Below are 21201 nucleotides of genomic sequence, written 5' to 3' on the forward strand. Positions count from 1 at the left end.
TTATAATTTAATTAACTCGTTTTTAACGGGTTTATTTATGATCAACTATTGTTCCAATTGGTTCTCCAGAAACTAATTTAATTAAATTTCCTTGTTTGTTCATATCGAAAACAATAATTGGTAATTTATTTTCTTCACTAAGAGTAAAAGCAGTCATATCCATCACTTTTAATCCTTTGTTGATTACATCTTTAAAAGTAATAGTTTCAAATTTAATGGCATCTTTATTTTTTTCAGGATCATCGTTGTAAATTCCGTCAACACGAGTTCCTTTCAAAATTGCATCTGCATCAATTTCTATTGCTCTTAATACGGCAGCTGTATCAGTAGTAAAATAAGGATTACCAGTTCCAGCACCAAAAATTACAACCCTACCTTTTTCTAGATGTCTTATCGCTTTTCTTTTGATATAAGGTTCTGCTACTTCTTTAATTTCTAAAGCAGTTTGCATTCTGGTATACACACCTTCATCTTCTAAAGCACTTTGTAAAGCTAATCCATTAATACAAGTTGCTAGCATTCCCATGTGATCACCTTGAACCCTATCCATACCATTCGCAGCACCAGAAACACCTCTAAAAATATTTCCTCCTCCAATAACAATGGCAACTTCTACACCTTTTTCAACTACTTGTTTAATTTCCAAGGCGTATTCTTTTAATCTTTTAGGGTCTATTCCATAGTCGCGTTCTCCCATTAGAGCTTCTCCGCTTAATTTTAGAAGTATTCGTTTGTATTGCATAGTTCTGTTGAAAGTTGTGCAAATATACAAAGTATTCATAATAAAAAAAGAGATAGTGATAATCCGACCAATACGAAAATTTAAGAGTAAGTCTTTAAATAAGTTAGGTGGATTTAGTATGTGATTTTATTATAATCTGTTCAAAAACAGAATATTATTTTTTTTAATTTAGATGTCATAACCCCCTAAATCTAAAAATCATGAAAGTATCTTACCCACCTTCATAAAAAACAAACTGATTTTATTATTCTTTACAGGCTCTTACATTTAGTATAACATTACGTTGTTATCCTAATATCTTTTGTTGTAACATTCTACTGTTAAGTTCATAAGATGAATCTATAATTCTTCGTGTTTTTTCTAAAAGTAAATACGTTTATAATTATTGTACTATGTTAATGATTGTTATTTTTTTAAATAATATGCAATAATTAATACTTTTCAATGTTATATCCTGCAAAATAAACCCCTAAATAAACCAAATGATGAAAAATTATAAAATTATTAAAAAACTATGTCTAAAAAGTCTGATCTTATCCATGCTTTTTATTGTACATCTATCTCATGCCAGAGATATTTACGTTTCTAAGAAAGGAAATGATTCAAACAATGGAAGTGCTAACGCACCTTTTTTAACAATCAATAAAGCTTCTGCTGTTGCCCAACCTGGTGATATTATTGTTATTGGTGGAGGAACTTATGAAGAAGTTATTAGACCTGCAAGATCAGGTAGAGCTGGTGCACCAATTGTGTACACTTCCAAACCAGGAGAAAAAGTAATCATTACAGCTATGCAAGCTTTAAATGGTTGGCAAAAAGACAAAGGATCTATTTATAAAACGAAGGTCAATTGGGATCTTGGTCAAGAAAACTTTGTAATGAACGGTAATGTTGCTATGGATTTAGCACGTTGGCCAAACAATACAGATGGAAAGCCTTTTACTTTAAATTCTTTGAGAAACGATGGCGGAAGTAACAAAAATGTATCTAATGGTGCCTTCTTAACTTCTTCTAAAATCCCAAATATTAATTGGAAGGGAGGAGCTATTTTCTTTTACGGAGATCGTCCTGGTTCTGGATGGATTGCTTGGAAAGCTTTTATCACTTCAAGTTCTTCAGGGAGAGTAAATTTCAATTTAGATAAAAATCCAACCTGGATCAGAACTTTTCATGATCCAGCAAGTAAAGGTGATTTCTATTTAGAAGGAGTCAAAGACGCTTTAGATTATCAAAATGAATGGTGGTTTAACAGTAAAACAAAAGAATTATTTGTACAAATGCCTAATGGTACTGCTCCAGTTAATGGAAAAGTACAAATGAGAAGACGTAAAGTTACTATAGATTTAAATCAGAGAAATTTTATAGAAATCAAAAATTTAGCTGTTTTTGGTGGAGCTATCCTAATGAAATCGAACTCTAATAATAATAGACTATATAAGGTTTCTTCTTTTTATGGAAATCATACACAAGGAATTTTTAAAGGTTTTAACGCTGGAAAACCAAGTGTAGAAGTAAATGGGAAAAATAATGTAGTAGAAAAATGTGAAATTGCTTTTAGTGCTGCTACTGGTGTTCGTTTAGGAGGAAGCTCTAATAAATTAGAGAACAATTATATTCATGATTTTAATTATTTAGGTTCATATGATGCTCCGTTGGTTGCAAGAGGTGGAACTGATAATAAAATTTTACGAAACACAATTTTTAATGCAGGTAGAGACGGAATCAATTTTAATGGAAATCGTTGTGAGATTGGTTATAATGACGTATCAAGAAGTAATTTAATTAACGATGATTGTGCACTTTTTTACACAGTTGGTGGTCCACAAAACACAGAAATTCACCACAATTGGTTTCACGATGCAGAAGGTAGAGGAAAATTAAAAAAGGCAGCAGGAATTTATTTAGATAACGATGCTGAAGCTTTTTCTGTACATCATAATGTAGTTTGGAATGTTGAATGGACGAATGTTCAAATCAATTGGGATGGTAAAGACCTTGATATTTTCAATAATACATTAGTAAAAGCTAAAGGTGGAACCATGGGAGCTTGGCATAAAGCAGGGACTAAATTCACGAATGTTAAAGTTTGGAATAATATTACAGATAGAAAAGTAACAGATCAAGCAGGAAATCAAGAAACAGAAGTAACTTGGGAGCCTCAATCTGACAAACAAAATAATTTAATTGATAAGAACTCTTTTGTGAATCATGCTGGTAATAATTTCAAACTTAAACCCAATGCTAAAGCTGTTGATTATGGTAGAGTAATTAACGGAATAACTAATGGATATAAAGGAAAAGCTCCTGATGTTGGTGCTTATGAACTTGGTGATAATTGGGTTCCTGGAATTAATTGGAATCCTGAATTCGGACCAACAGGTTTAGGTTGTTATGGTTTACCAGGAGAATCTTGTAATAATCCAGATACTGGTGGAGATGCTTCTAGACCAGATGCCAACTTAGATGATGGTATTTATTATATCGAAAATCCGTACGATAATAAGAAATTAAATAGTCCTAACGGAAGAACAGTAGATTTAGCAAATACTTCAGCAGATAGTGCAAAATGGGAAATTGTAAAATTAGGAAACTATTATACAATTAAGAATTTAAGAAATAACGAGTATTTTGAAGTTCCATATGCTGCATGTGAGAAAAATGATACAACTCAAAATCCAAATCTTAATTTTGGAACTTGGACAGAAGCTACTGCAAATCATCAAAAATGGAGTATTACTAAAGTGGGCGAGGATTACTTTCTTGAGCCTTTACACTGTTCTAAAGTTGTAGACAGAAACAATGGAAATACAATGCATTTATGGGCTTTTCAAAAAGGAAATAAAAATCAAAATTGGAAAATAGTTAGTGCTGAAGAAAAGTGTAATATAGATTCTGAAATCTCAAATTTAGCGATAACTAACACTACCGAAACCTCTTTAACATTAGCTTTTGATGAAATTAAAAATGTTAGTAAGTATGAATTACGTGCTTGGGTAAAAGGACAGTTTACTGGAAATATTAATACTCCGGCTGCTTTAGTTTATAAAGGTGGAAATTCTTCACCATTAACAATTGAAGGACTTGAAGCTGGTACACCATATACATTAGTTTTACGTGCAATTTGTGCTTCTGGTGGGACTACAAAATTAGTTCAGATTGATGCAACTACATTAAGAGGAAAAGAAGCATGTAACAATCAAGTTATTATTGAGAATTTTAAAGTGAAAAGCAGTACAAATTCATCTATTACTGTAACATTTACAGATTTATTGAATGTAAAAACCTATGAATTAAGAGCTTGGCCAAAAGGACAATTTACAGGAAATATCAACAGTCCAAGAGCTACATCGTATGAAGGATCTTCTATTCCTGAAATGACTATCGATGGATTACAGCAAGGTACAGAGTATACTTTAGTCTTACGTGCTATTTGTAATGCGAGAGTAACAACACAGTTGGTAACATTAAACGGGTTCACCAAGTCTAGTTTTGCAAGAAAAGAAGTAAGTAAAGCTAATGAAGTATTAGTTTATCCTAATCCTTTAAAGTTGGAAAAAATTACAGTTTCATTTGGTAATAGTAATCAAAGTTCAAGAATATTGATTTATGATACTACAGGAAAAATGATTTTTAATAAAATAACAGATAAAAATGCTGTGAATTTGAATAGAAGTGATTTCGGAAGCACAGGAATTTATTTTATTAAAGTAGAACAACACAATAAAACGATAACAAAGAAAGTTATCATACAGTAAAAAATCTCAAAAACGGATATTGTAAAAATATCGAAACAAAAAAAGCTGTCTAAATTTAGACAGCTTTTTTAATTTTATAATTGAAATAAGAATTAACCTAAAGTAACTCTTACGAAGTTTTTAACTTCAACATCACCATAAGAAGAAACGTATTCTGCAACAGTTTTCTTTTCATCCTTGATGAATTTCTGATCTAATAAACACTGCTCTTGATCTAAAGTTGTGTTATCAGAAATAAATCTTTCCATTTTACCTGGTAAGATTTTATCCCAGATTTTTTCTGGTTTACCTTCTGCTTTTAATTGCTCTTTAGCAGCTTCTTCAGCATTAGCTAAAGCTTCGTCTGTTAATTGTAATCTAGATACGAATTGTGGAACGTTCTTTAAAGTTTTACCTAAACGTACTAATTCTTCGTTATCTTTAACGATAGCAGCAATTCTAGCGTCAGTTTCAGCAGCAACGTACTCAGGAGAGAAATCTTTGTAAGATAAAGTTGTAGCTCCCATAGAAGCAGCTTGCATAGCTAAATCTTTAGTTAATTCAGCAGCTTTATCAATTGCTTTTGTTAATCCTACTAAAGCAGAAATCTTTCCAACGTGAGTATAAGAACCAACATAAGGAGCTTCAATTCTTTCAAAAGAAGGGATTTCTATTTTTTCACCGATTACACCAGTTTGCTCGATTAATTTTTCAGCAACAGTAACTCCACTTTCGAATTCAGCAGCTAAAAAATCTTCTTTATTAGTATAGTTGATAGCGATATCAACGAATTGCTGAGCTAATTCTTTATATGTGTCATTTTTAGCAACAAAATCAGTTTCACAAGCTAATACGATAGCAACACCGTAAGTATTGTCGTCACTGATTTTAGCGATAGCTACACCTTCAGAAGAATCACGATCTGCTCTTTTAGCAGCGATCTTTTGACCTTTTTTACGTAAGATTTCAATAGCTTTATCAAAGTTACCCTCTGCTTCAACTAAAGCGTTCTTACAGTCCATCATTCCTGCACCTGTAGTCTCTCTTAATTTTTTTACGTCTGCAGCGCTAATTTTTGACATTTTGTTTGTTTTTTAAGGTTGTATTTAATTGTACAATGATAAAATAAATTAAAGGTTTCAATGTAATGAAACCTTTAAATATTTATTTTGCCTCTTCAGTTTTTACTTCTTCAGCTTTCTTGCTTTCAGTCTCTTTTTCTGTTTTAGCTTTTTCTTTGTCAGCTTTTCTGTCAGCTAAACCTTCAGAAATAGCTTCAGTAACATAAGATAAAACTTTGTCAATAGACTTAGAAGCATCATCATTTGCAGGGATTACGAAATCGATCGGTCTTGGATCAGAGTTTGTATCAACCATTGCAAAGATTGGAATATTTAATTTTTGAGCTTCAGCAACTGCAATGTGCTCTTTCTTTACGTCGATTACAAATAACGCTCCTGGTAAACGAGTCATATCAGCAATAGAACCTAAATTCTTTTCTAATTTTTCACGTTGACGGTTAATTTGTAATTTTTCTCTTTTAGATAAAGCATCGAAAGAACCATCTTGCTTCATTCTATCAATAGCAGTCATTTTCTTAACCGCTTTACGGATAGTAACAAAATTTGTTAACATACCACCTGGCCATCTTTCAGTGATGTAAGGCATGTTCACAGATTTAGATTTTTCAGCTACGATATCTTTAGCTTGTTTCTTAGTCGCTACGAATAAAATCTTACGACCAGAGTTAGCGATCTTTTTTAAAGCTTCTTTAGCCTCGTCGATCTTAGCTGAAGTTTTATATAAATCTATAATATGAACACCATTACGCTCAGTGTAAATATAAGGTGCCATGTTTGGATTCCACTTTCTAGTTAAGTGACCGAAGTGTACTCCGTTTTCTAATAATTCTTGAATGTTTGCCATTTTAATAAATGTGTTTACGTTCTGTTTTCACAATAGTCCAGTAGTTTTACGTCTGAACTATTTAGATACTAAACTGTTGATAAAAAAATATTTTTTGAAAAACAGTTCCAATAAACGATTAACGCTTAGAGAACTGGAATTTCTTACGTGCTTTCTTCTGACCGAATTTCTTACGCTCAACCATTCTTGGATCACGAGTTAATAATCCTTCTGGCTTTAATACTGCTTTGTGCTCTTCGTTAATTGAAACTAAAGCTCTAGTAATAGCTAAACGGATAGCTTCAGCTTGTCCTGTTACACCACCACCATAAACATTTACTTTAACATCATAAGCCTCTAAGTTTTCAGTTAACATTAAAGGTTGTCTAACTTTATATTGTAAAGTTGGAGTAGTAAAATAATTGTTTAAATCTCTTTTGTTGATCGTGATGTTTCCTTTACCTTCTGAAAGATAAATACGAGCAACAGCTGTTTTTCTTCTACCTATTTTGTGAACTGTTTCCATTATTTAAGATCGTTAAGGTTAATAGATTTTGGTTTTTGAGCTTCTTGAGCATGCTCTGCACCAGCATATACATATAAATTTCTAAATAAAGCGCTACCTAATTTGTTTTTAGGTAACATACCTTTTACTGCTTTTTCTACTAATCTAGTAGGGTTCTTGTCGAACATTTCTTGAGCAGTTAACGATCTTTGTCCACCTGGATAACCAGTGTGACGGATGTAAGTTTTGTTATTCCACTTACTTCCTGTTAAGTTAATTTTTTCAGCATTGATAACCACAACATTATCACCACAGTCTACGTGAGGTGTATAATTTGGCTTGTGTTTACCTCTAATAAGTTTTGCAACTTTAGAAGCTAAACGACCCAATGATTGCCCGTCCGCATCAACAACAACCCACTCTTTGTTTACAGTTGCTTTGTTAGCTGATACTGTTTTGTAACTTAATGTGTTCATACACGATTTAGTTTTTGTCTATTAATAAATAATTTAATTTTCCTTAAAAAAGGAGTGCAAATTTACAAATATTTATTTTACTGACAAATAGGAGGTTGGTTTAATTTTATTTAAGAATCTCAAAATGCGAATTAACATATTGTTAAGAGATTTCTGGTATACTTTTGCGACAACGATTCAAAACTAACAATGAGGGTAAGAACATTACTGTTAATTTTTTCTATTTTTTGTTTGCAATTCGGATGGGGACAAAGTTTAGAGAAGAAAATTTATACGACTAAAAAAACTGATAAAGAGATACTTATAGATGGTAGGATAGATGATGACGCTTGGGGTACTGTACCTTGGGGTGGTGATTTTATTCAAAAAAATCCTGAAGAAGGAGTCGCTCCTGCTTTTCAAACAAAGTTCAAAATTCTTTACGATGCTAAATATCTTTATGTAGCTATTAGAGCTTTTGATGAATCTCCTGAAGAGATTGAAGCGCGTTTAACGCGTCGTGATGGTTTTGCCGGAGATCGTGTAAATGTAATTATAGATAGTTACCATGATAAAAGAACTGCTTTTGTTTTTACCGTTACTGCTGCAGGAGTAAAAGGTGAAGAATTTGTAACTCAAAATGGTCAAAACTGGGATGAAAGTTGGAATCCTGTTTGGTATACAGATGCGGTAATTGATGATAAAGGTTGGACAGGAGAAATGAAAATACCATTTAGTCAATTACGTTTTGGTAAAGCAAAAGAACAAATATGGGGATTGAATTTCAACAGAACAATCTTTAGAAAAAACGAGAGATCATTATGGCAAAGAATACCGAATGATATTTCTGGTTTTGTAAGTGAAGCTGGTGAATTGCATGGATTAATAGATCTAAAATCTCAAAAGCAACTAGAAATTCAGCCATTTACTGTATTGTCTTATGAAACTTTTGAAAAAGAACCAGGGAATCCTTTCCGAGATGGAGAAAATTTTAGAGTTAATGGTGGGTTAGATGCTAAAATTGGAGTCACTAATGATTTAACTTTAGATGTTACTATAAATCCTGATTTTGGTCAGGTTGAAGCCGATCCAGGAAATATTGTATTGGATGGTTTTGATGATGTTTTCTTTAGAGAGCAAAGACCATTCTTTGTTGAGAATAAAAATATATTTGATTTTAGGGTTGGAGGACAAGATAATGTGTTTTACAGTAGAAGAATTGGAAGGACTCCACAGACTTCTGCCGATTCTAATGATGGAGAATTCGTAGATACACCAATTAATAGTTCAATAATTGCTGCAGCTAAGTTTTCTGGAAAAACTAGAGACGGATGGTCTATTGGTGTTTTAGAAACTGTAACAGATAATGAGTATGCTGAGATAGATAATAATGGAGAAAGAAGAGAGGTTTTAGTTGAGCCATTAACAAATTATTTTGTTACCAGAGTTCAAAAAGATTTCAATGACAGAAAGTCTTTTTTCGGAGGGATTTTTACCGCAACTAATAGAGATTTACAATCGATTAATACACTTCATAAATCAGCGTATTCTGGTGGTTTAGATTTTAGACATGAATGGAAAAATAGAGATTACTTTATTCAAGGAAACTTCTCTATGAGTCATGTTTCAGGAAGTAAAGAAGCTATTCAAAGAACTCAAGAATCTATTCGTCATTTATTTCAAAGAGTAGATGCTAATCACTTAAGTGTAGATCCTAACAGAACATCATTAACTGGAACGGGTGGACGATTTTTCGGTGGGAAAAGAGGAGGAGGAAACTGGCGTTTCTTTTTAGGCGCAAACTGGAAATCTCCAGAATTTGAATTAAATGATATTGGTTTTTTAAGACAAACAGATCAAATCTGGCAATTTGGAAACATAGAATATTTATGGCAAAATCCTACTAAAATATATAGAAGAGCATCAGCAAGAGTAGTTTTAAGAAGTATGTATGATTTTGCAGGGAATTTTAACCGAATTGAATATGAAACAAGAGGAAATATTAATTGGGATAATAACTGGAATACAGAAGGAAGAATTGGATATCGTCCGAGATCTATCCAGAATTCATTTTTAAGAGGAGGTCCGCGTTGGAGAAATTCAGAAGAAGTATATTACAATTTTGCAATTGGATCAGATTCAAGTAGAAGATTTAATTTTTCTATAGGTTATAGTAATAATTACGGTACAGACGATAGTTTTGATGTAAAGAATTATAATCTTAATTTGAATTATCAACCATTAGATGCTTTAAGTGTTTCGTTAAGTACTAATTTTAGAGAAAACATAAATAAAACGCAATACGTTTCAGAAAGAGTAAATGGAACAACCCCAAGATATATTTTAGGAGAGATAGATAATAATAATTTGTCTTTTACATTTAGAGCAAATTATAGTATTAATCCAAATTTATCTATTCAATATTACGGACAGCCTTTTATAGCTAGAGGAAGGTATAGTAATTTTAATTATGTATCCAATTCACTTTCAGAGAATATTGATAATAGAGTTGTTTTTTTAGATGAAAATCAAATTGATTTCAACAATGTAGATGATGTTTTTCAGATAGATGAAAATTTAGATGGGACTACAGATTATGAATTTTCTAACCCAGATTTTTCTTTTGCGCAGTTTCGATCTAATTTAGTAATGCGTTGGGAATATATACCAGGATCAGAGTTTTTCTTTGTATGGTCTCAAGGAACTACTGGAAGTCAAGATCCAGATCGATCTTTACTAGGAGGTTTGAATAATCAAATTTTAGAACAAGAATTAGAGAATATATTTTTAATTAAATTCACCTATCGATTCTTAAAGTAAGAATCAGATTTTTAAAATATAAATAAATCAGCCAGAGTATTTTTACTCTGGCTGATTTATTTTATGCTGTTTATTGGATTAGTTTGTGAATTACAATACTTACTGTGATAGTAGAGTTTATTACCCGATTAAAGCCTTTGTGAATTATTAATTATAACGTGTTTAATTTTCATAAGGTTCCCATATTTGATGTTATGAAAAGCAGAAGATAAAGCATAAAAAAAACCACCTATACTAAGGTGGTTTTTAAATTTTATAAATAAAATTATTTATTATTCAACCTTTTGGTCTAATAAATCAAAGAATTGATTTAAACGTGGTAAAATAATAATTTTAGTACGTCTGTTTTTCGCTTTGTTAGCAGGAGTATCATTTGCAACTAAAGGCATAAAACTACTTCTACCAGCAGCGATTAATCTAGAAGGAGCTACATTGTATTTTGCTTGTAACTCACGAACAATTGCTGTAGAACGTTTTACACTTAAATCCCAGTTATCTTTAACAGCCGCAGTGTTAATTGGAGTATCATCAGTGTGACCTTCAATCATAACATCCATTTCTGGTTGTCCATTTACTACAGTTGCAACTTTTTGTAAAACTTTAGAAGCTTTATCTGTAATAGTATAGCTACCGCTCTTGAATAATAATTTATCAGAGATAGAAATAAATACAACGGTCTTCTCTACATTAACCTCGATATCTTGATCGTCAATTCCGTCCTGTAATTCTTTCTTTAAATGAAATGCTACTACTAAGTTTAAAGAATCTTTCTTAGATGCAGCAGCTCTAATTTTATTAATATATTTATCTTTTTTACTTAATTGAGCTAAAGTTTCTTTAATATTATCGTTAGCACCTTTAGTTAAAACAGTTAAATTTTCAACTTGTTGAATAGTATTTTCTTTGTCTTTTCTTAGTTCGTCAATTCTTCCTTCTAAATCTTTAGAGCGATCTTGATATTTCTCTTTTTCAACTAAACATTTTGTTAAGTTTGTTTTTACGGTTAACAATTCTTCTTTAGTTTGTTCGTGTTTTGCCTTTAGGGCTTCTAGTTCTTTTGTTGAGGCACAAGAAGCTAACAGAAAAGCAGCCGATAGAAATAATACTATTTTTTTCATCTTTTATGTAGTTAATGTAAGTAGCAAATTTAAAAAAATGATGAAACAAAAACTTACATTAACGGTATTTTAGTACAGATTGATTTATTTTTGTTAAAAAATTATAAATTAATGGCTCCAAAATACTATTCTTTCCTGCTTATTTTCCTAGTTTTTTTTCAATCGTGTAAGGTAGAAGAAAAAAAGGAAGAAGTTCAAAAAACACAAGAATTATATACTAAATTAAGAGGAAATGTTTTTGGAACAACATATAATATAATTTACAAGAGCACTGAAAATTTTCAGGAACCAATTAATGTCATATTTAAAGATTTTAATAATTCATTATCTACCTACATACCAACATCTTTAATTTCTAAAATAAATCAAAACGATTCAACAGTTGTTGTAGATGCTTATTTTATTGAAGCTTTTGATAAAGCAAAACGCCTATACAAAGAAACCGATGGATATTTTGATCCAACCATAGGGAAATTAATTAATGCGTATGGTTTTGGTTCTGGTAAAGAAAAGAAGAATCTTACTTCAGATGAGATTAAAGAATTAATGAAGATTACAGGTTTTGATAAAATGACTTTAAAAGATAATAAAGTTATAAAAGCTCCAGAAATGGAATTTAATGTTAATGCTTATGCAAAAGGATTGGGTATTGATGTGGTAGGACGATTTCTTGAAAGCAAAAATATTAAAGATTATTTAGTTGAAATAGGTGGTGAAATTAGAGCTAGAGGTAAAAACTCTAGAAATTCTGCTTGGAAAGTAGCAATTGATGATCCTAAAACCGATGGATCAAGAAGTCAGTCTCGATTTATTTTATTAGATAATCAATCTATGGCAACTTCAGGAAATTACAGAAAGTTTAAAGTCAATGAAAAAGGAGAAAAAATTGTACATACTGTAAATCCCAAAACAGGATTAGCTCAAGAGAATAATTTATTAAGTGCTTCAGTTTTAATGAATGGAGATTGTGCAGATGTTGATGCTTATGCTACAGCATTTATGGCAATGGGATTAGAAAAAACTAAACTTTTCTTAGAAAAACATCCAGAATTAAAAGTAGTATTACTTTTCACAAATGCCCAAGGTGAAATAGAGGAGTATTCAAACTAATTTACCTAGCTTTAGGTATATTTTAAATTTCTTTCTCATAATATTTTAGTGGAGGTCTTAAATAAGATCAATCACAGGTCATAAACTATAAATACATAAAAATGAGAAGGGGATTATTTGTCATTTTTGTAGCTGTTAATTTTTATATCTCAACTGCACAATCTAATTATGAAATTGCAAAGGTCTATTTCAGTAAAGCTGAAAAAGATATGGAGAAAATAGACTATCAGTCTGCAAAAATTAATTTCGATAAAGGAGTATCCAAAATAGATTCTATTCAAAAAGCTAAAGTTGCTGAAATGGGAACTCTTATATACTACGAGCTTAAAGCATATGCAGAAGCAAGGGATTTCGCAAAAAAGTATTTTCAATTATCTAGAAGTAAATCTTCAGAAACTTACAAGCAAATGTTGGAATTGTATGTTGATATTGAAGAAAAATTAGAGAAGATTGAAGCACAACAAAAAGAAAAAGAACAGCTAAAGTTAATGGCTGAAAAAGAACAAAAACGAATAGATTCATTAAAACGTGAATGGAATGTTATCTCAGATGCGTTATCTATTAAAGCTGATACAATTTTTAAATTTAATGCTTTTGGTTTTGCTATTTTTAAAAAGGAAGATAAATATGGTTTATTGAATGACAGAGGCAAAGTGTTAATTAAACCAAATTTATATAAGAAAGCCTTAACTTTTGAAGGGGTATTTTTATTTCTAGATAAACCAAGAAAAGCAACGCAGATTTATTGTTACAAGTCGAAAGAAAATGAGGGTTTTGAGTTACCAGATATCAAAAGTGTAAGTTCGATGTCTCTTTTTTTTGAGGCAGTTTTATTACCAAGGGGAAATCAGCAATTGGTAGCTTATCCGAATAACAGTTCAAACACATTTATTTTTGATTTAGTTAATGAGAGTTCTCTTCGAATTAAAAACATTGAAGGACAATTAAAGGCTATGAAAAAAGCGGATATAATTGATAAGTACGATGAAGATGAGAACATCGTAAAGATTGATAAAAAATGGTATAAGTTAGGTGGTCATTTAGGTGGAGATATTTATACATTATATGATGAAGAAACTGAAAAGTTAAAAGGATATTTATTTGGCTCTTCTAAAATTTCTGAAAACGAGAATCGAGTTTTATTGGCCGAAGATATTGGCTATTTAGGTAGTTTTTATAAAAATAAAATTCAGGCTCAAAAAGGAAAAAATACGAGTTGGTATAATATTCTTGGAGAAAAAGTTAGTAAAATGAAAGATGCCAAAGGAACTTATACTAACGATGTAGTTATTGAAAAGAAAGCTACAGGTAAGTATCAACTTAAAAAGGACGGAGTTGTATTTTTAAGAGATAAAAAACTTCAACCTTTAGAGAATTATTTGAAAGAAAATAAATAACTGTTTATTGTCCTGTTTTATAGCATAAAGGTAAAATTTCACCTTTAGCTAAAGCATATCGCTCCACTAGTTCTGGGGCGATTTGTTTTGTGTAATCTACTTCTTTTACATCAAAACCTATAGAACGTAGTTTGTTGAAATAATCTCTTCCATAAACACGAACATGATCGTATTGACCAAATATTTTAGCTCTTTCCTTAGGGTCTGTAATAGAGTCATCTTCAAAAGTAGTTTCTCTGTTTAAATCTTGAGGAATTTGAAAGATACCATAACCACCTGGTTTTAAAATACGATACAATTCTTGCATTGCTTTCGTATCATCTGGAATATGTTCTAATACATGATTGCAAAAAATAATATCGAAAGATTCATCTTCAAAAGGCAAATCACAAATATCTGCTTTAACATCAGCAATTGGCGATTCTAAATCTGAAGTGATGTATTCTAGATTGTTTAATGCTCTAAAACGGTGTAAAAAACATTGTTCAGGAGCAATATGTAATAGTTTTCTCTTTTCTTTAGATGAAAAAAAGTTGGTTTCTTGCTGTAAATATAACCAAAGTAAGCGATGTCTTTCTAACGAAAGAGTAGATGGAGATAATACATTTTCACGTTGAACTTCATAACCATAAGGTAGCATCTTTTTAAAAGATTTCCCATCGATAGGATCAGTGAAATTATCTCCTTTTAACCACCAAGCAATTACAGGGCGAACCCAATAACTAGTTTTAATTAAAATTGGTCTTGGAATCGTATTTAAAACAGTCTTAAAAAGCGACACGATTAAAGAACTAAAGGTTGTTGTCTAAATTCGTTTTCTTCATCACTTTCAATACCTAAAGCTTCGTAAATGTACTGGAAAGTAGAAAGTAACTCTGGTTTTCCATCAATTAGAGCAACATCATGTTCAAAATGTGCAGATGGTTTATTATCTAAAGTAGTTACAGTCCAACCGTCTTTATGGAATCGTATTTTATGAGTTCCCATGTTTGTCATAGGTTCAATAGCTAAAGCCATGCCTTCAACAAATTTCTTTCCTCTACCGCGTCTTCCATAATTTGGCATTTCAGGATCTTCATGCATTTTTCTACCAATTCCATGTCCTACCAATTCTCTTACTACACCATAACCATGTTTTTCAGTAAATTGTTGAATGGCATAACCAACATCTCCAACACGGTTTCCAAGTTTAAATTCACGAATACCGACATACAAACTTTCTTTTGTGATGTCTAACAGTTTTTTAGTTTCTGGATCAATTTCGCCAACAGCAAATGTATAAGCATGATCTCCGTAGAATTCATTCTTTAAAGCTCCACAATCGATAGAAATAATATCTCCTTCAACTAAAGGAGTGTTGTTAGGAATTCCATGTACTACTTGAGAATTTGGACTCATACATAGTGTGTTTGGAAAATCATATAATCCTAAAAAAGCAGGGATTGCACCTTGCGCTCTAATAAATTCTTCAGCAAGCTGATCTAAATATAAAGTAGTAACTCCAGGTTTTACTTCTTTAGCTAACATTCCTAAAGTTTTAGAAACTACTAAAGCACTTTCGCGCATTAACTCTATTTCTTCTCTGTTTTTTGGTATAATCATTTCCTATGGAATAAATAAAGTGCAAATATACTCGATTCGTTGAAACATTTAAGGTTTAAATTCGGGATGCGTTTTTCTAAACGCTTGTACTTCTTTTAACCAGTCCGGCATTCCATGTTTTTCTATCATTGTTTTAATGTGTGAATCATTAAAATCCAAATAAGGTTTGTAGCTGTTTAAATACTGAAATTCATCTTTATGTTTCCAGTTTTCAAAACAAGATTTATGCATTCCAGAATTTGAAAATTTCCCAAATTTATGATCAGGCATTAAAAAAGCAGACCATGAAATTATTTCATCATCTGCTTTTAACTTTTTGTTGCATAAAGAACATTTTGTTGATTCTAAAATGATTAGAGCCATAATATTTATTTCTCGTATGCATGTTTGTATCCTTTGCCAGATACAATTTGTAGTATGTCTTGTTCTAAAAAAGCATCGTTAACAGTATGTTCTACAAATCTTCCAATTTCTTTTCCGTTTCGATAAAAAATAAATGTAGGAACTCTTTCAATATTATATCCTTTTTCTACTCCTTTTGCTTTTTTGTCTCTGTTTACGGTAACAAGTTCTAATCTATTTTGATCAAAATTTGTTTCATTTAAAATCTTATAAAAGTTAGGGACTTCACGTCTGCTATCATCACACCAAGTTCCCATAAAAGCTTTTATAGTAACATCTTTTAAATAAGGAGTTAACTCAGAAATGGTTTTTTTATCTGTTTCGTAATACTCATAATAATCATTAAACCATTCGCTTCCGTATGGTTCTTGTTTAAAGTCATTTTGAGTAGCGTATCCAACTAGGTTTCCATCACTATCTTTTTCTGCTTTAAACTTTGCATTCGATTTTTGATAAGAAGAACATGCACCGATTAAAAATATGGTGATTGCATATATTATTTTTTTCATTGTTATTTAAGATTTATACCAGAGACTCTTGAGTCATTTCAGCTGGTTTTTCTATACCTAACAAATGTAATATAGTTGGAGCCATATCTCCTAAAATTCCATTTTTGATTGATTTTAATTCGTTATCTATTAAAATTAATGGAACCGGATTTGTAGTATGTGCAGTATTTGGTGATCCGTCTGGATTAATCATCGTTTCACAATTTCCGTGATCTGCAATTAATAAGGTTGTATACCCATTAGCTAAAGCACTAGTAACAACTTCATTCACACAAGTGTCAACAGCTTCACAAGCTTTAACAGCAGCATCAAAATCTCCTGTGTGTCCTACCATGTCTCCATTCGCAAAATTCAAGCATACAAAGTCTACTTCTCCTTTTTCTAATTCAGGAACGATTGCATCTTTAATTTCAAAAGCACTCATTTCAGGTTTTAAATCGTAAGTAGCTACTTTTGGAGAAGGACATAAGATTCTTTTCTCTCCTACAAATTCTTTTTCTCTTCCGCCAGAGAAGAAAAATGTAACGTGTGGGTATTTTTCAGTTTCTGCGATTCTGATTTGTTTCTTTCCTGCAGTTTCTAAAACTTCTCCTAAAGTGTTTTCAATATTTTTATTGTCGTAAATTACATGGATTCCTTCAAAAGTACTGTCGTAATTTGTCATGGTAACAAAATATAATGGTAACTTCTTAATATTTTGATCTGCAAAATCTTTTTGATTCAACGCTTGAGTTAATTGTCTCCCTCGATCTGTTCTGAAATTAAAAAAGATAACAACATCATTTTCTTTAATTATAGCTCTAGGCTGATTGTTTTCGTCAGTTAAAATGATAGGTTTAATGAATTCATCGGTAATATCATTTTTATAACTTGCTTCAATACTTTCAACAGCGTTAGTCGATAAAGTTCCTTCACCGTTCACTAATGCATTATAAGCTAAAGCTACTCTTTCCCAACGGTTATCTCGATCCATTGCATAATAACGACCAGTAATAGAAGCTAAACTTCCGGTACTATTCATCATGTGATTTTCTATATCTTTAATGTAGCCAGCTCCAGATTTTGGGTCCGTATCTCTACCATCAGTAAATGCATGTAAGAAAATATTTGATATATCATTATTCTTAGCTGCATCTAATAATCCTTTTAAATGATTAATGTGCGAATGTATTCCACCGTCTGAAACTAAACCTAATAAATGGATGTTTTTATTGTTTTCTTTTGCATATTTAAATGCATTAAGTAATTCAGTTTCTTTTGCTAACGTATCATCTTTTATAGCCTTGTTTATTTTAGCAAGATTTTGATATACAATTCTTCCAGCTCCTAAATTAATATGACCAACTTCAGAATTTCCCATTTGTCCTTTTGGAAGTCCAACATATTCACCGTCAGTTCTTAATTCAGAATGAGGAAATTTTGTATATAAAGAATCTATAAAAGATGTATTTGCTTTATCTACTGCAGAAATTTCAGGGTTAGGTGAAATTCCCCAACCATCTAAAATCATTAAAATTACTTTCTTATCCATTTGGTATAATTTGATAAGTAAAAGTAGTAAAGATTTTAGGTTTTTTATTTAAAATTTCACGAAACCGATTGCGATTAAAGCGGCAATAGAAATGAAACCAATTGGAATTAAATATGTAAGAAGTTTTCTTCTATTTTCTTTTTTAGCCTCTTGTCTTATTTTTTCTAACTGTTCTTCAGTAGCTGTCTTATTAAAAGATAATTGATCTGGGTTGTCATTATCATAATAACCATGTTTTTTTAATTTTTCAATAGCACTTTTACGAGGTCTTTTATTATTCTTAATACTCGCTATCATAGCAGATGTTGCTCCTCCAAAACTCATAACAATATAATTTAGCATTTCCTATATGTAGCTAAATATTTGAAAACGTTACATTTTTACCTATGTTAATAGATTGTGTTAAAATGTTTTTTGTGTTCTTTTTATTTGTAAATTTGCACCCCGAAAAAAACAAGTTATGTTTGTGACTTTTTTATAAAAAAGGTTTCAAATATTAGTGTAAACATAGAATGCATAAATAAAAGAAGAAATGAAAATATTTAAAAGTTTAATCCCTGCAATCGTTATTGTTTGTTTTAGTATTCAAACTGCGTTTTCTCAAGATATTTCTAGAGAAGATAAGAAAGCCATAAAAAGTAAAGAGCAAGAGATTCGTGTTAACGAAGAAATGTTGTTAAGTGGAGTTGAAGGATTAGAAAGAATAAAGTCTAGATTAACAAAAGATAAAAGTAAGAATAGAATTACTAAAGAAGAGGTTTTAAGAAAGGAAACGATTATCAGAAATGTTGAGGCTAGATTATCTAAACTAGATAAGAAGATAAAAACTCAAAAAGAAGAGTTAAATTCATTCAAGAAATCTTTAAATGTAAAAGTTGCTGAAGTGAAAGAAATTGAAACTACAGAAACTAAGACAGAAAAAACTCCTGTAGTAGATACAAAAGCTGATAGTGATTTAGCAACAAGAGAGCAAGAGTTAAAAGCTGCAAGAGAGAAATTAGAGAAAGAAATAAAAGCTAGTGAAGAAGCTTACCAAAAACAATTAGAAGCTTTACGCAAGAAAAACGAAAAGTTAACACAACTTGACAGTCAATTAAAAGCTGAAAAGAAAGAAATTGAAGATAAGATTTCTAAAGAAAAGAGAATGAAAATAATGGAGGTTGAAGATGATATTAGTGTTAACGAAGAAATGTTAATTAGTGGAAGACAAGGTTTAAAGAAAAAGAAAGATCAGTTAGAAACTGCTAAGAAAGAAGGAGCATTAACTGCTGAAGATATTCAGAGAAAAGAAGCAATTATCAGCAGAGTAGAGAAAAGATTAAATAAATTAGAAAACGAAATAAAGATAAAGAAGGAAGAATTAAGTAAGCTTAAGGCTGCTTGAGTTTAGTGTAAATAATTCTGTTAACTATGAAAAAGGGTGAACTTAAGTTCACCCTTTTTTTGCACCTTAAAATTGAGGAGTTAGATAAAAGTCTAACTATTCAAATAATCACTATAAATAATTTTTAAGATTAATTCTTCCCTATGTTCTTAATCTTAAGAAAAGTGTATTGAAAACGATTTCGTTATTATCCTTACTTTAAGTCTAACTTAAATCTTTAAAGATGAATTTTGAATCGAACGCAAGATGAATCTTTTTTCTTTACGCATCATTTTTTTTTCAGTTGTTAAGTTTTTTATAATTCAGGATAGTATAAAATAGATTTGTTTTTAAGTTCTTGTTTTTTAGTTTTTTATAGTTTAGTCTATAATTGGTTAAATTATTTTATTTATTGCCTATTTTAGATTTCAGCCAATCTAAAATTCCTATTTTTTTATCTAGGATAGAATCTTCAGCTTGATTAAATTTATCATACACTTCAGCATAAAGCTCTTTAAAAAGCTTCCTTTTTTCAGGTTCAGAATAATATGGTTTTATTTTATGTAAACCATTTAAAATACTTTTTTCTAAGTTAAAGAGACGCTCATTACTTTTTAAAAAATACTTACTAGTTGGAACTAAGTGAGAAATCAACTGATGATCACCAAGGTCGTGCTGAATCATGATTCTTAAAATATTACCACATGAAATGATAAGAGAAGCAGGATTAGTCTTTTTATCACTAATCATAACGCAATAATAATTAGCTTCTTTTAGCATACCGTTTAAAAAGTACATGCGAGCTATAGATAATAAAACCTCAATACTAAAGTTAGGTCCGGTCATTTCGCTATGCAAATCGTAGTTCTTTTTTATTTGAGGAACAATCTCTAAAAAACGATTTACATCTTTTTTAATCCATAAATAATTCAATACTAAGCAATCATTAGCTATGGTACTAAAACTCTTAATTATTGCATTAAAGTTATGTTTGTTGTTGTCAATGAGTTTAAGAATTTCAGGATGAATCTTTTCAAACGGACTGGTTTCCATTAAATTCATACTAGAATCCAAATAATTATTTAAGGCTTTAAATTTTAGTAAAAAATCATCTCTGTATTTTGAAGGGTTGTTATTCAAATGTTCATAAGCAAGAAATGAATAGCGTTTTCCTTCTATAAAATCATTATTTCCCATGTAAATAAATGATTTTGCTCTGTAAAAGAAGTATACCGATAGTACAGATTCTGCTTTACTAACATCTTGAAGTAAAGGATTGTTGTTGTAGTTTAAAAGTTCATCTCTATTTTTAATTCTTTTATCAAGAAATTGATAATGTAACTCGCAAATTTCTTCAGCTAAAAGTTTGTACGAATTTAAATTTTCAGAAAGACGGATATAGTTTTCTAATTCGGTAACACCTTCTCTAAAACTATTTTTTCCTTTTTCATAGTTAAATAATCGAAACTCTACAGCCTTTTTTTGTAGTAAACAGCAAATATCAAAATCGCACTTTTCAGTAGCTATTTTTTTTAATTTACTTAGTTTTCTTTTGGCTTTTGTATACAACGCATTTTTTAATAGAACTTCAAGTTCTATAAGCTCATTATATACATTAATGTCTGAAAATTTTCGATCAGAAATTTTTAAATGCTCTATTAATTCTTGAAATAAATCAAATTTTAATGTATTAAATTTTAAAGAAGCAAGCTTATGTTTTTTAATAAAAGCACTTTTATTATAAACTTTCTTTTTCCTAATGGTTTCTAGGAGTTTTAACTTTATTTTGGGTTCAGATTTTAAATTTAAATTCCTCTTAAAAGAGTTATAAACTTTAGGGCTTAAGGAGTGAATTAATAGGGTTAAATCTGTTTCTTCAGATTTTGACATAGGTTAATTTGATAATTAAATATATGATTATAATGTATACCACTTTTCAATTACTAGGTATAACTTAAATTGTTAAAAATTATTATGTTATGTGAAATAAAAGAAAGGTTGTTTAGTG

General features: G+C 30.5%; 18 protein-coding genes. 5 read left to right on the top strand and 13 right to left on the bottom strand.

The features are described from left to right. Nucleotides 1–31 precede the first annotated feature (31 nt). Complete coding sequence (pyrH, locus tag AQ1685_RS02785) at nt 32–742, bottom strand: UMP kinase (RefSeq protein ID WP_095069250.1); 711 nt, start codon at nt 740–742, stop codon at nt 32–34. 539 nt (nt 743–1281) lie between these two features. Between pyrH and AQ1685_RS02790 the strand changes: the two genes are divergently transcribed. After that, nucleotides 1282–4497, top strand: coding sequence for a T9SS type A sorting domain-containing protein (locus AQ1685_RS02790; RefSeq protein WP_162288547.1), 3216 nt, complete (start codon nt 1282–1284; stop codon nt 4495–4497). Between the two features lie 92 nt (nt 4498–4589). Here the strand turns inward: AQ1685_RS02790 and tsf are convergent, their stop codons facing one another. The 4 genes from tsf to rplM all read right to left on the bottom strand — a co-directional run bounded on the left by tsf (nt 4590) and on the right by rplM (nt 7362). After that, on the bottom strand, nt 4590–5558 hold the full coding sequence (gene tsf, locus AQ1685_RS02795; RefSeq protein ID WP_095069254.1) for a translation elongation factor Ts: 969 nt from the start codon (nt 5556–5558) through the stop codon (nt 4590–4592). 82 nt (nt 5559–5640) lie between these two features. Beyond that, the gene (rpsB, locus tag AQ1685_RS02800; RefSeq protein ID WP_095069256.1) at nt 5641–6402 is read right to left on the bottom strand and encodes a 30S ribosomal protein S2; all 762 of its coding nucleotides are present in this window, start codon (nt 6400–6402) and stop codon (nt 5641–5643) included. A gap of 118 nt (nt 6403–6520) precedes the next feature. Then, a complete protein-coding gene (rpsI, locus tag AQ1685_RS02805; RefSeq protein WP_095069258.1) occupies nt 6521–6907 on the bottom strand; it encodes a 30S ribosomal protein S9 in 387 nt (128 codons plus the stop codon). Continuing rightward, nucleotides 6907–7362 carry a 50S ribosomal protein L13 gene (rplM, locus tag AQ1685_RS02810; RefSeq protein WP_095069259.1) on the bottom strand — a complete coding sequence of 152 codons (456 nt, stop codon included), beginning with the start codon at nt 7360–7362 and terminating at the stop codon, nt 6907–6909. The genes rpsI and rplM overlap by 1 nt, the downstream gene beginning before the upstream one ends. A gap of 189 nt (nt 7363–7551) precedes the next feature. Here rplM and AQ1685_RS02815 point away from each other — a divergent pair, with 189 nt between their 5' ends. Beyond that, nucleotides 7552–10161 (top strand): DUF5916 domain-containing protein, encoded by a 2610-nt coding sequence (locus AQ1685_RS02815; RefSeq protein WP_095069261.1) that lies wholly within the window; start codon nt 7552–7554, stop codon nt 10159–10161. Between the two features lie 272 nt (nt 10162–10433). Here AQ1685_RS02815 and AQ1685_RS02820 read toward each other — a convergent pair whose 3' ends face one another. After that, nucleotides 10434–11279 carry an OmpA/MotB family protein gene (locus AQ1685_RS02820; protein ID WP_095069262.1) on the bottom strand — a complete coding sequence of 282 codons (846 nt, stop codon included), beginning with the start codon at nt 11277–11279 and terminating at the stop codon, nt 10434–10436. Nucleotides 11280–11390: 111 nt separating this feature from the next. Here AQ1685_RS02820 and AQ1685_RS02825 point away from each other — a divergent pair, with 111 nt between their 5' ends. Together AQ1685_RS02825 and AQ1685_RS02830 are read left to right on the top strand one after the other, a co-directional pair. Beyond that, nucleotides 11391–12389 carry an FAD:protein FMN transferase gene (locus AQ1685_RS02825; protein ID WP_095069264.1) on the top strand — a complete coding sequence of 333 codons (999 nt, stop codon included), beginning with the start codon at nt 11391–11393 and terminating at the stop codon, nt 12387–12389. Between the two features lie 101 nt (nt 12390–12490). Continuing rightward, nucleotides 12491–13786, top strand: a complete 1296-nt coding sequence (locus AQ1685_RS02830) for a hypothetical protein (RefSeq protein WP_095069265.1) — start codon at nt 12491–12493, stop codon at nt 13784–13786. A 4-nt stretch (nt 13787–13790) separates the two neighbouring features. Here the strand turns inward: AQ1685_RS02830 and AQ1685_RS02835 are convergent, their stop codons facing one another. The 6 genes from AQ1685_RS02835 to AQ1685_RS02860 are packed head-to-tail and all read right to left on the bottom strand — an operon-like array spanning nt 13791 to nt 18172. After that, nucleotides 13791–14570 carry a class I SAM-dependent methyltransferase gene (locus AQ1685_RS02835; protein ID WP_095069266.1) on the bottom strand — a complete coding sequence of 260 codons (780 nt, stop codon included), beginning with the start codon at nt 14568–14570 and terminating at the stop codon, nt 13791–13793. Next, nucleotides 14570–15388, bottom strand: a complete 819-nt coding sequence (gene map, locus AQ1685_RS02840) for a type I methionyl aminopeptidase (RefSeq protein ID WP_095069268.1) — start codon at nt 15386–15388, stop codon at nt 14570–14572. The genes AQ1685_RS02835 and map overlap by 1 nt, the downstream gene beginning before the upstream one ends. A 48-nt stretch (nt 15389–15436) precedes the next feature. Next, nucleotides 15437–15751, bottom strand: coding sequence for a hypothetical protein (locus AQ1685_RS02845; protein ID WP_095069269.1), 315 nt, complete (start codon nt 15749–15751; stop codon nt 15437–15439). A gap of 5 nt (nt 15752–15756) precedes the next feature. Continuing rightward, nucleotides 15757–16299: a thioredoxin family protein gene (locus AQ1685_RS02850; RefSeq protein WP_095069271.1), complete on the bottom strand. Its 543-nt coding sequence runs from the start codon at nt 16297–16299 to the stop codon at nt 15757–15759. A 13-nt stretch (nt 16300–16312) separates the two neighbouring features. After that, nucleotides 16313–17830, bottom strand: coding sequence for a 2,3-bisphosphoglycerate-independent phosphoglycerate mutase (gene gpmI / locus AQ1685_RS02855; RefSeq protein WP_095069272.1), 1518 nt, complete (start codon nt 17828–17830; stop codon nt 16313–16315). A gap of 48 nt (nt 17831–17878) precedes the next feature. After that, the gene (locus AQ1685_RS02860) at nt 17879–18172 is read right to left on the bottom strand and encodes a hypothetical protein (protein WP_231970240.1); all 294 of its coding nucleotides are present in this window, start codon (nt 18170–18172) and stop codon (nt 17879–17881) included. 190 nt (nt 18173–18362) lie between these two features. On the opposite strand from AQ1685_RS02860, the gene AQ1685_RS02865 reads away from it, so the two are divergent. Continuing rightward, nucleotides 18363–19214 (top strand): hypothetical protein, encoded by an 852-nt coding sequence (locus AQ1685_RS02865; RefSeq protein ID WP_095069276.1) that lies wholly within the window; start codon nt 18363–18365, stop codon nt 19212–19214. A gap of 384 nt (nt 19215–19598) precedes the next feature. Here AQ1685_RS02865 and AQ1685_RS02870 read toward each other — a convergent pair whose 3' ends face one another. After that, a complete protein-coding gene (locus tag AQ1685_RS02870; RefSeq protein ID WP_095069279.1) occupies nt 19599–21083 on the bottom strand; it encodes a hypothetical protein in 1485 nt (494 codons plus the stop codon). Between the last annotated feature and the right edge of the window lie 118 nt (nt 21084–21201).

It is taken from the genome of Tenacibaculum jejuense (assembly GCF_900198195.1).
Lineage (GTDB): Bacteria > Bacteroidota > Bacteroidia > Flavobacteriales > Flavobacteriaceae > Polaribacter > Polaribacter jejuensis.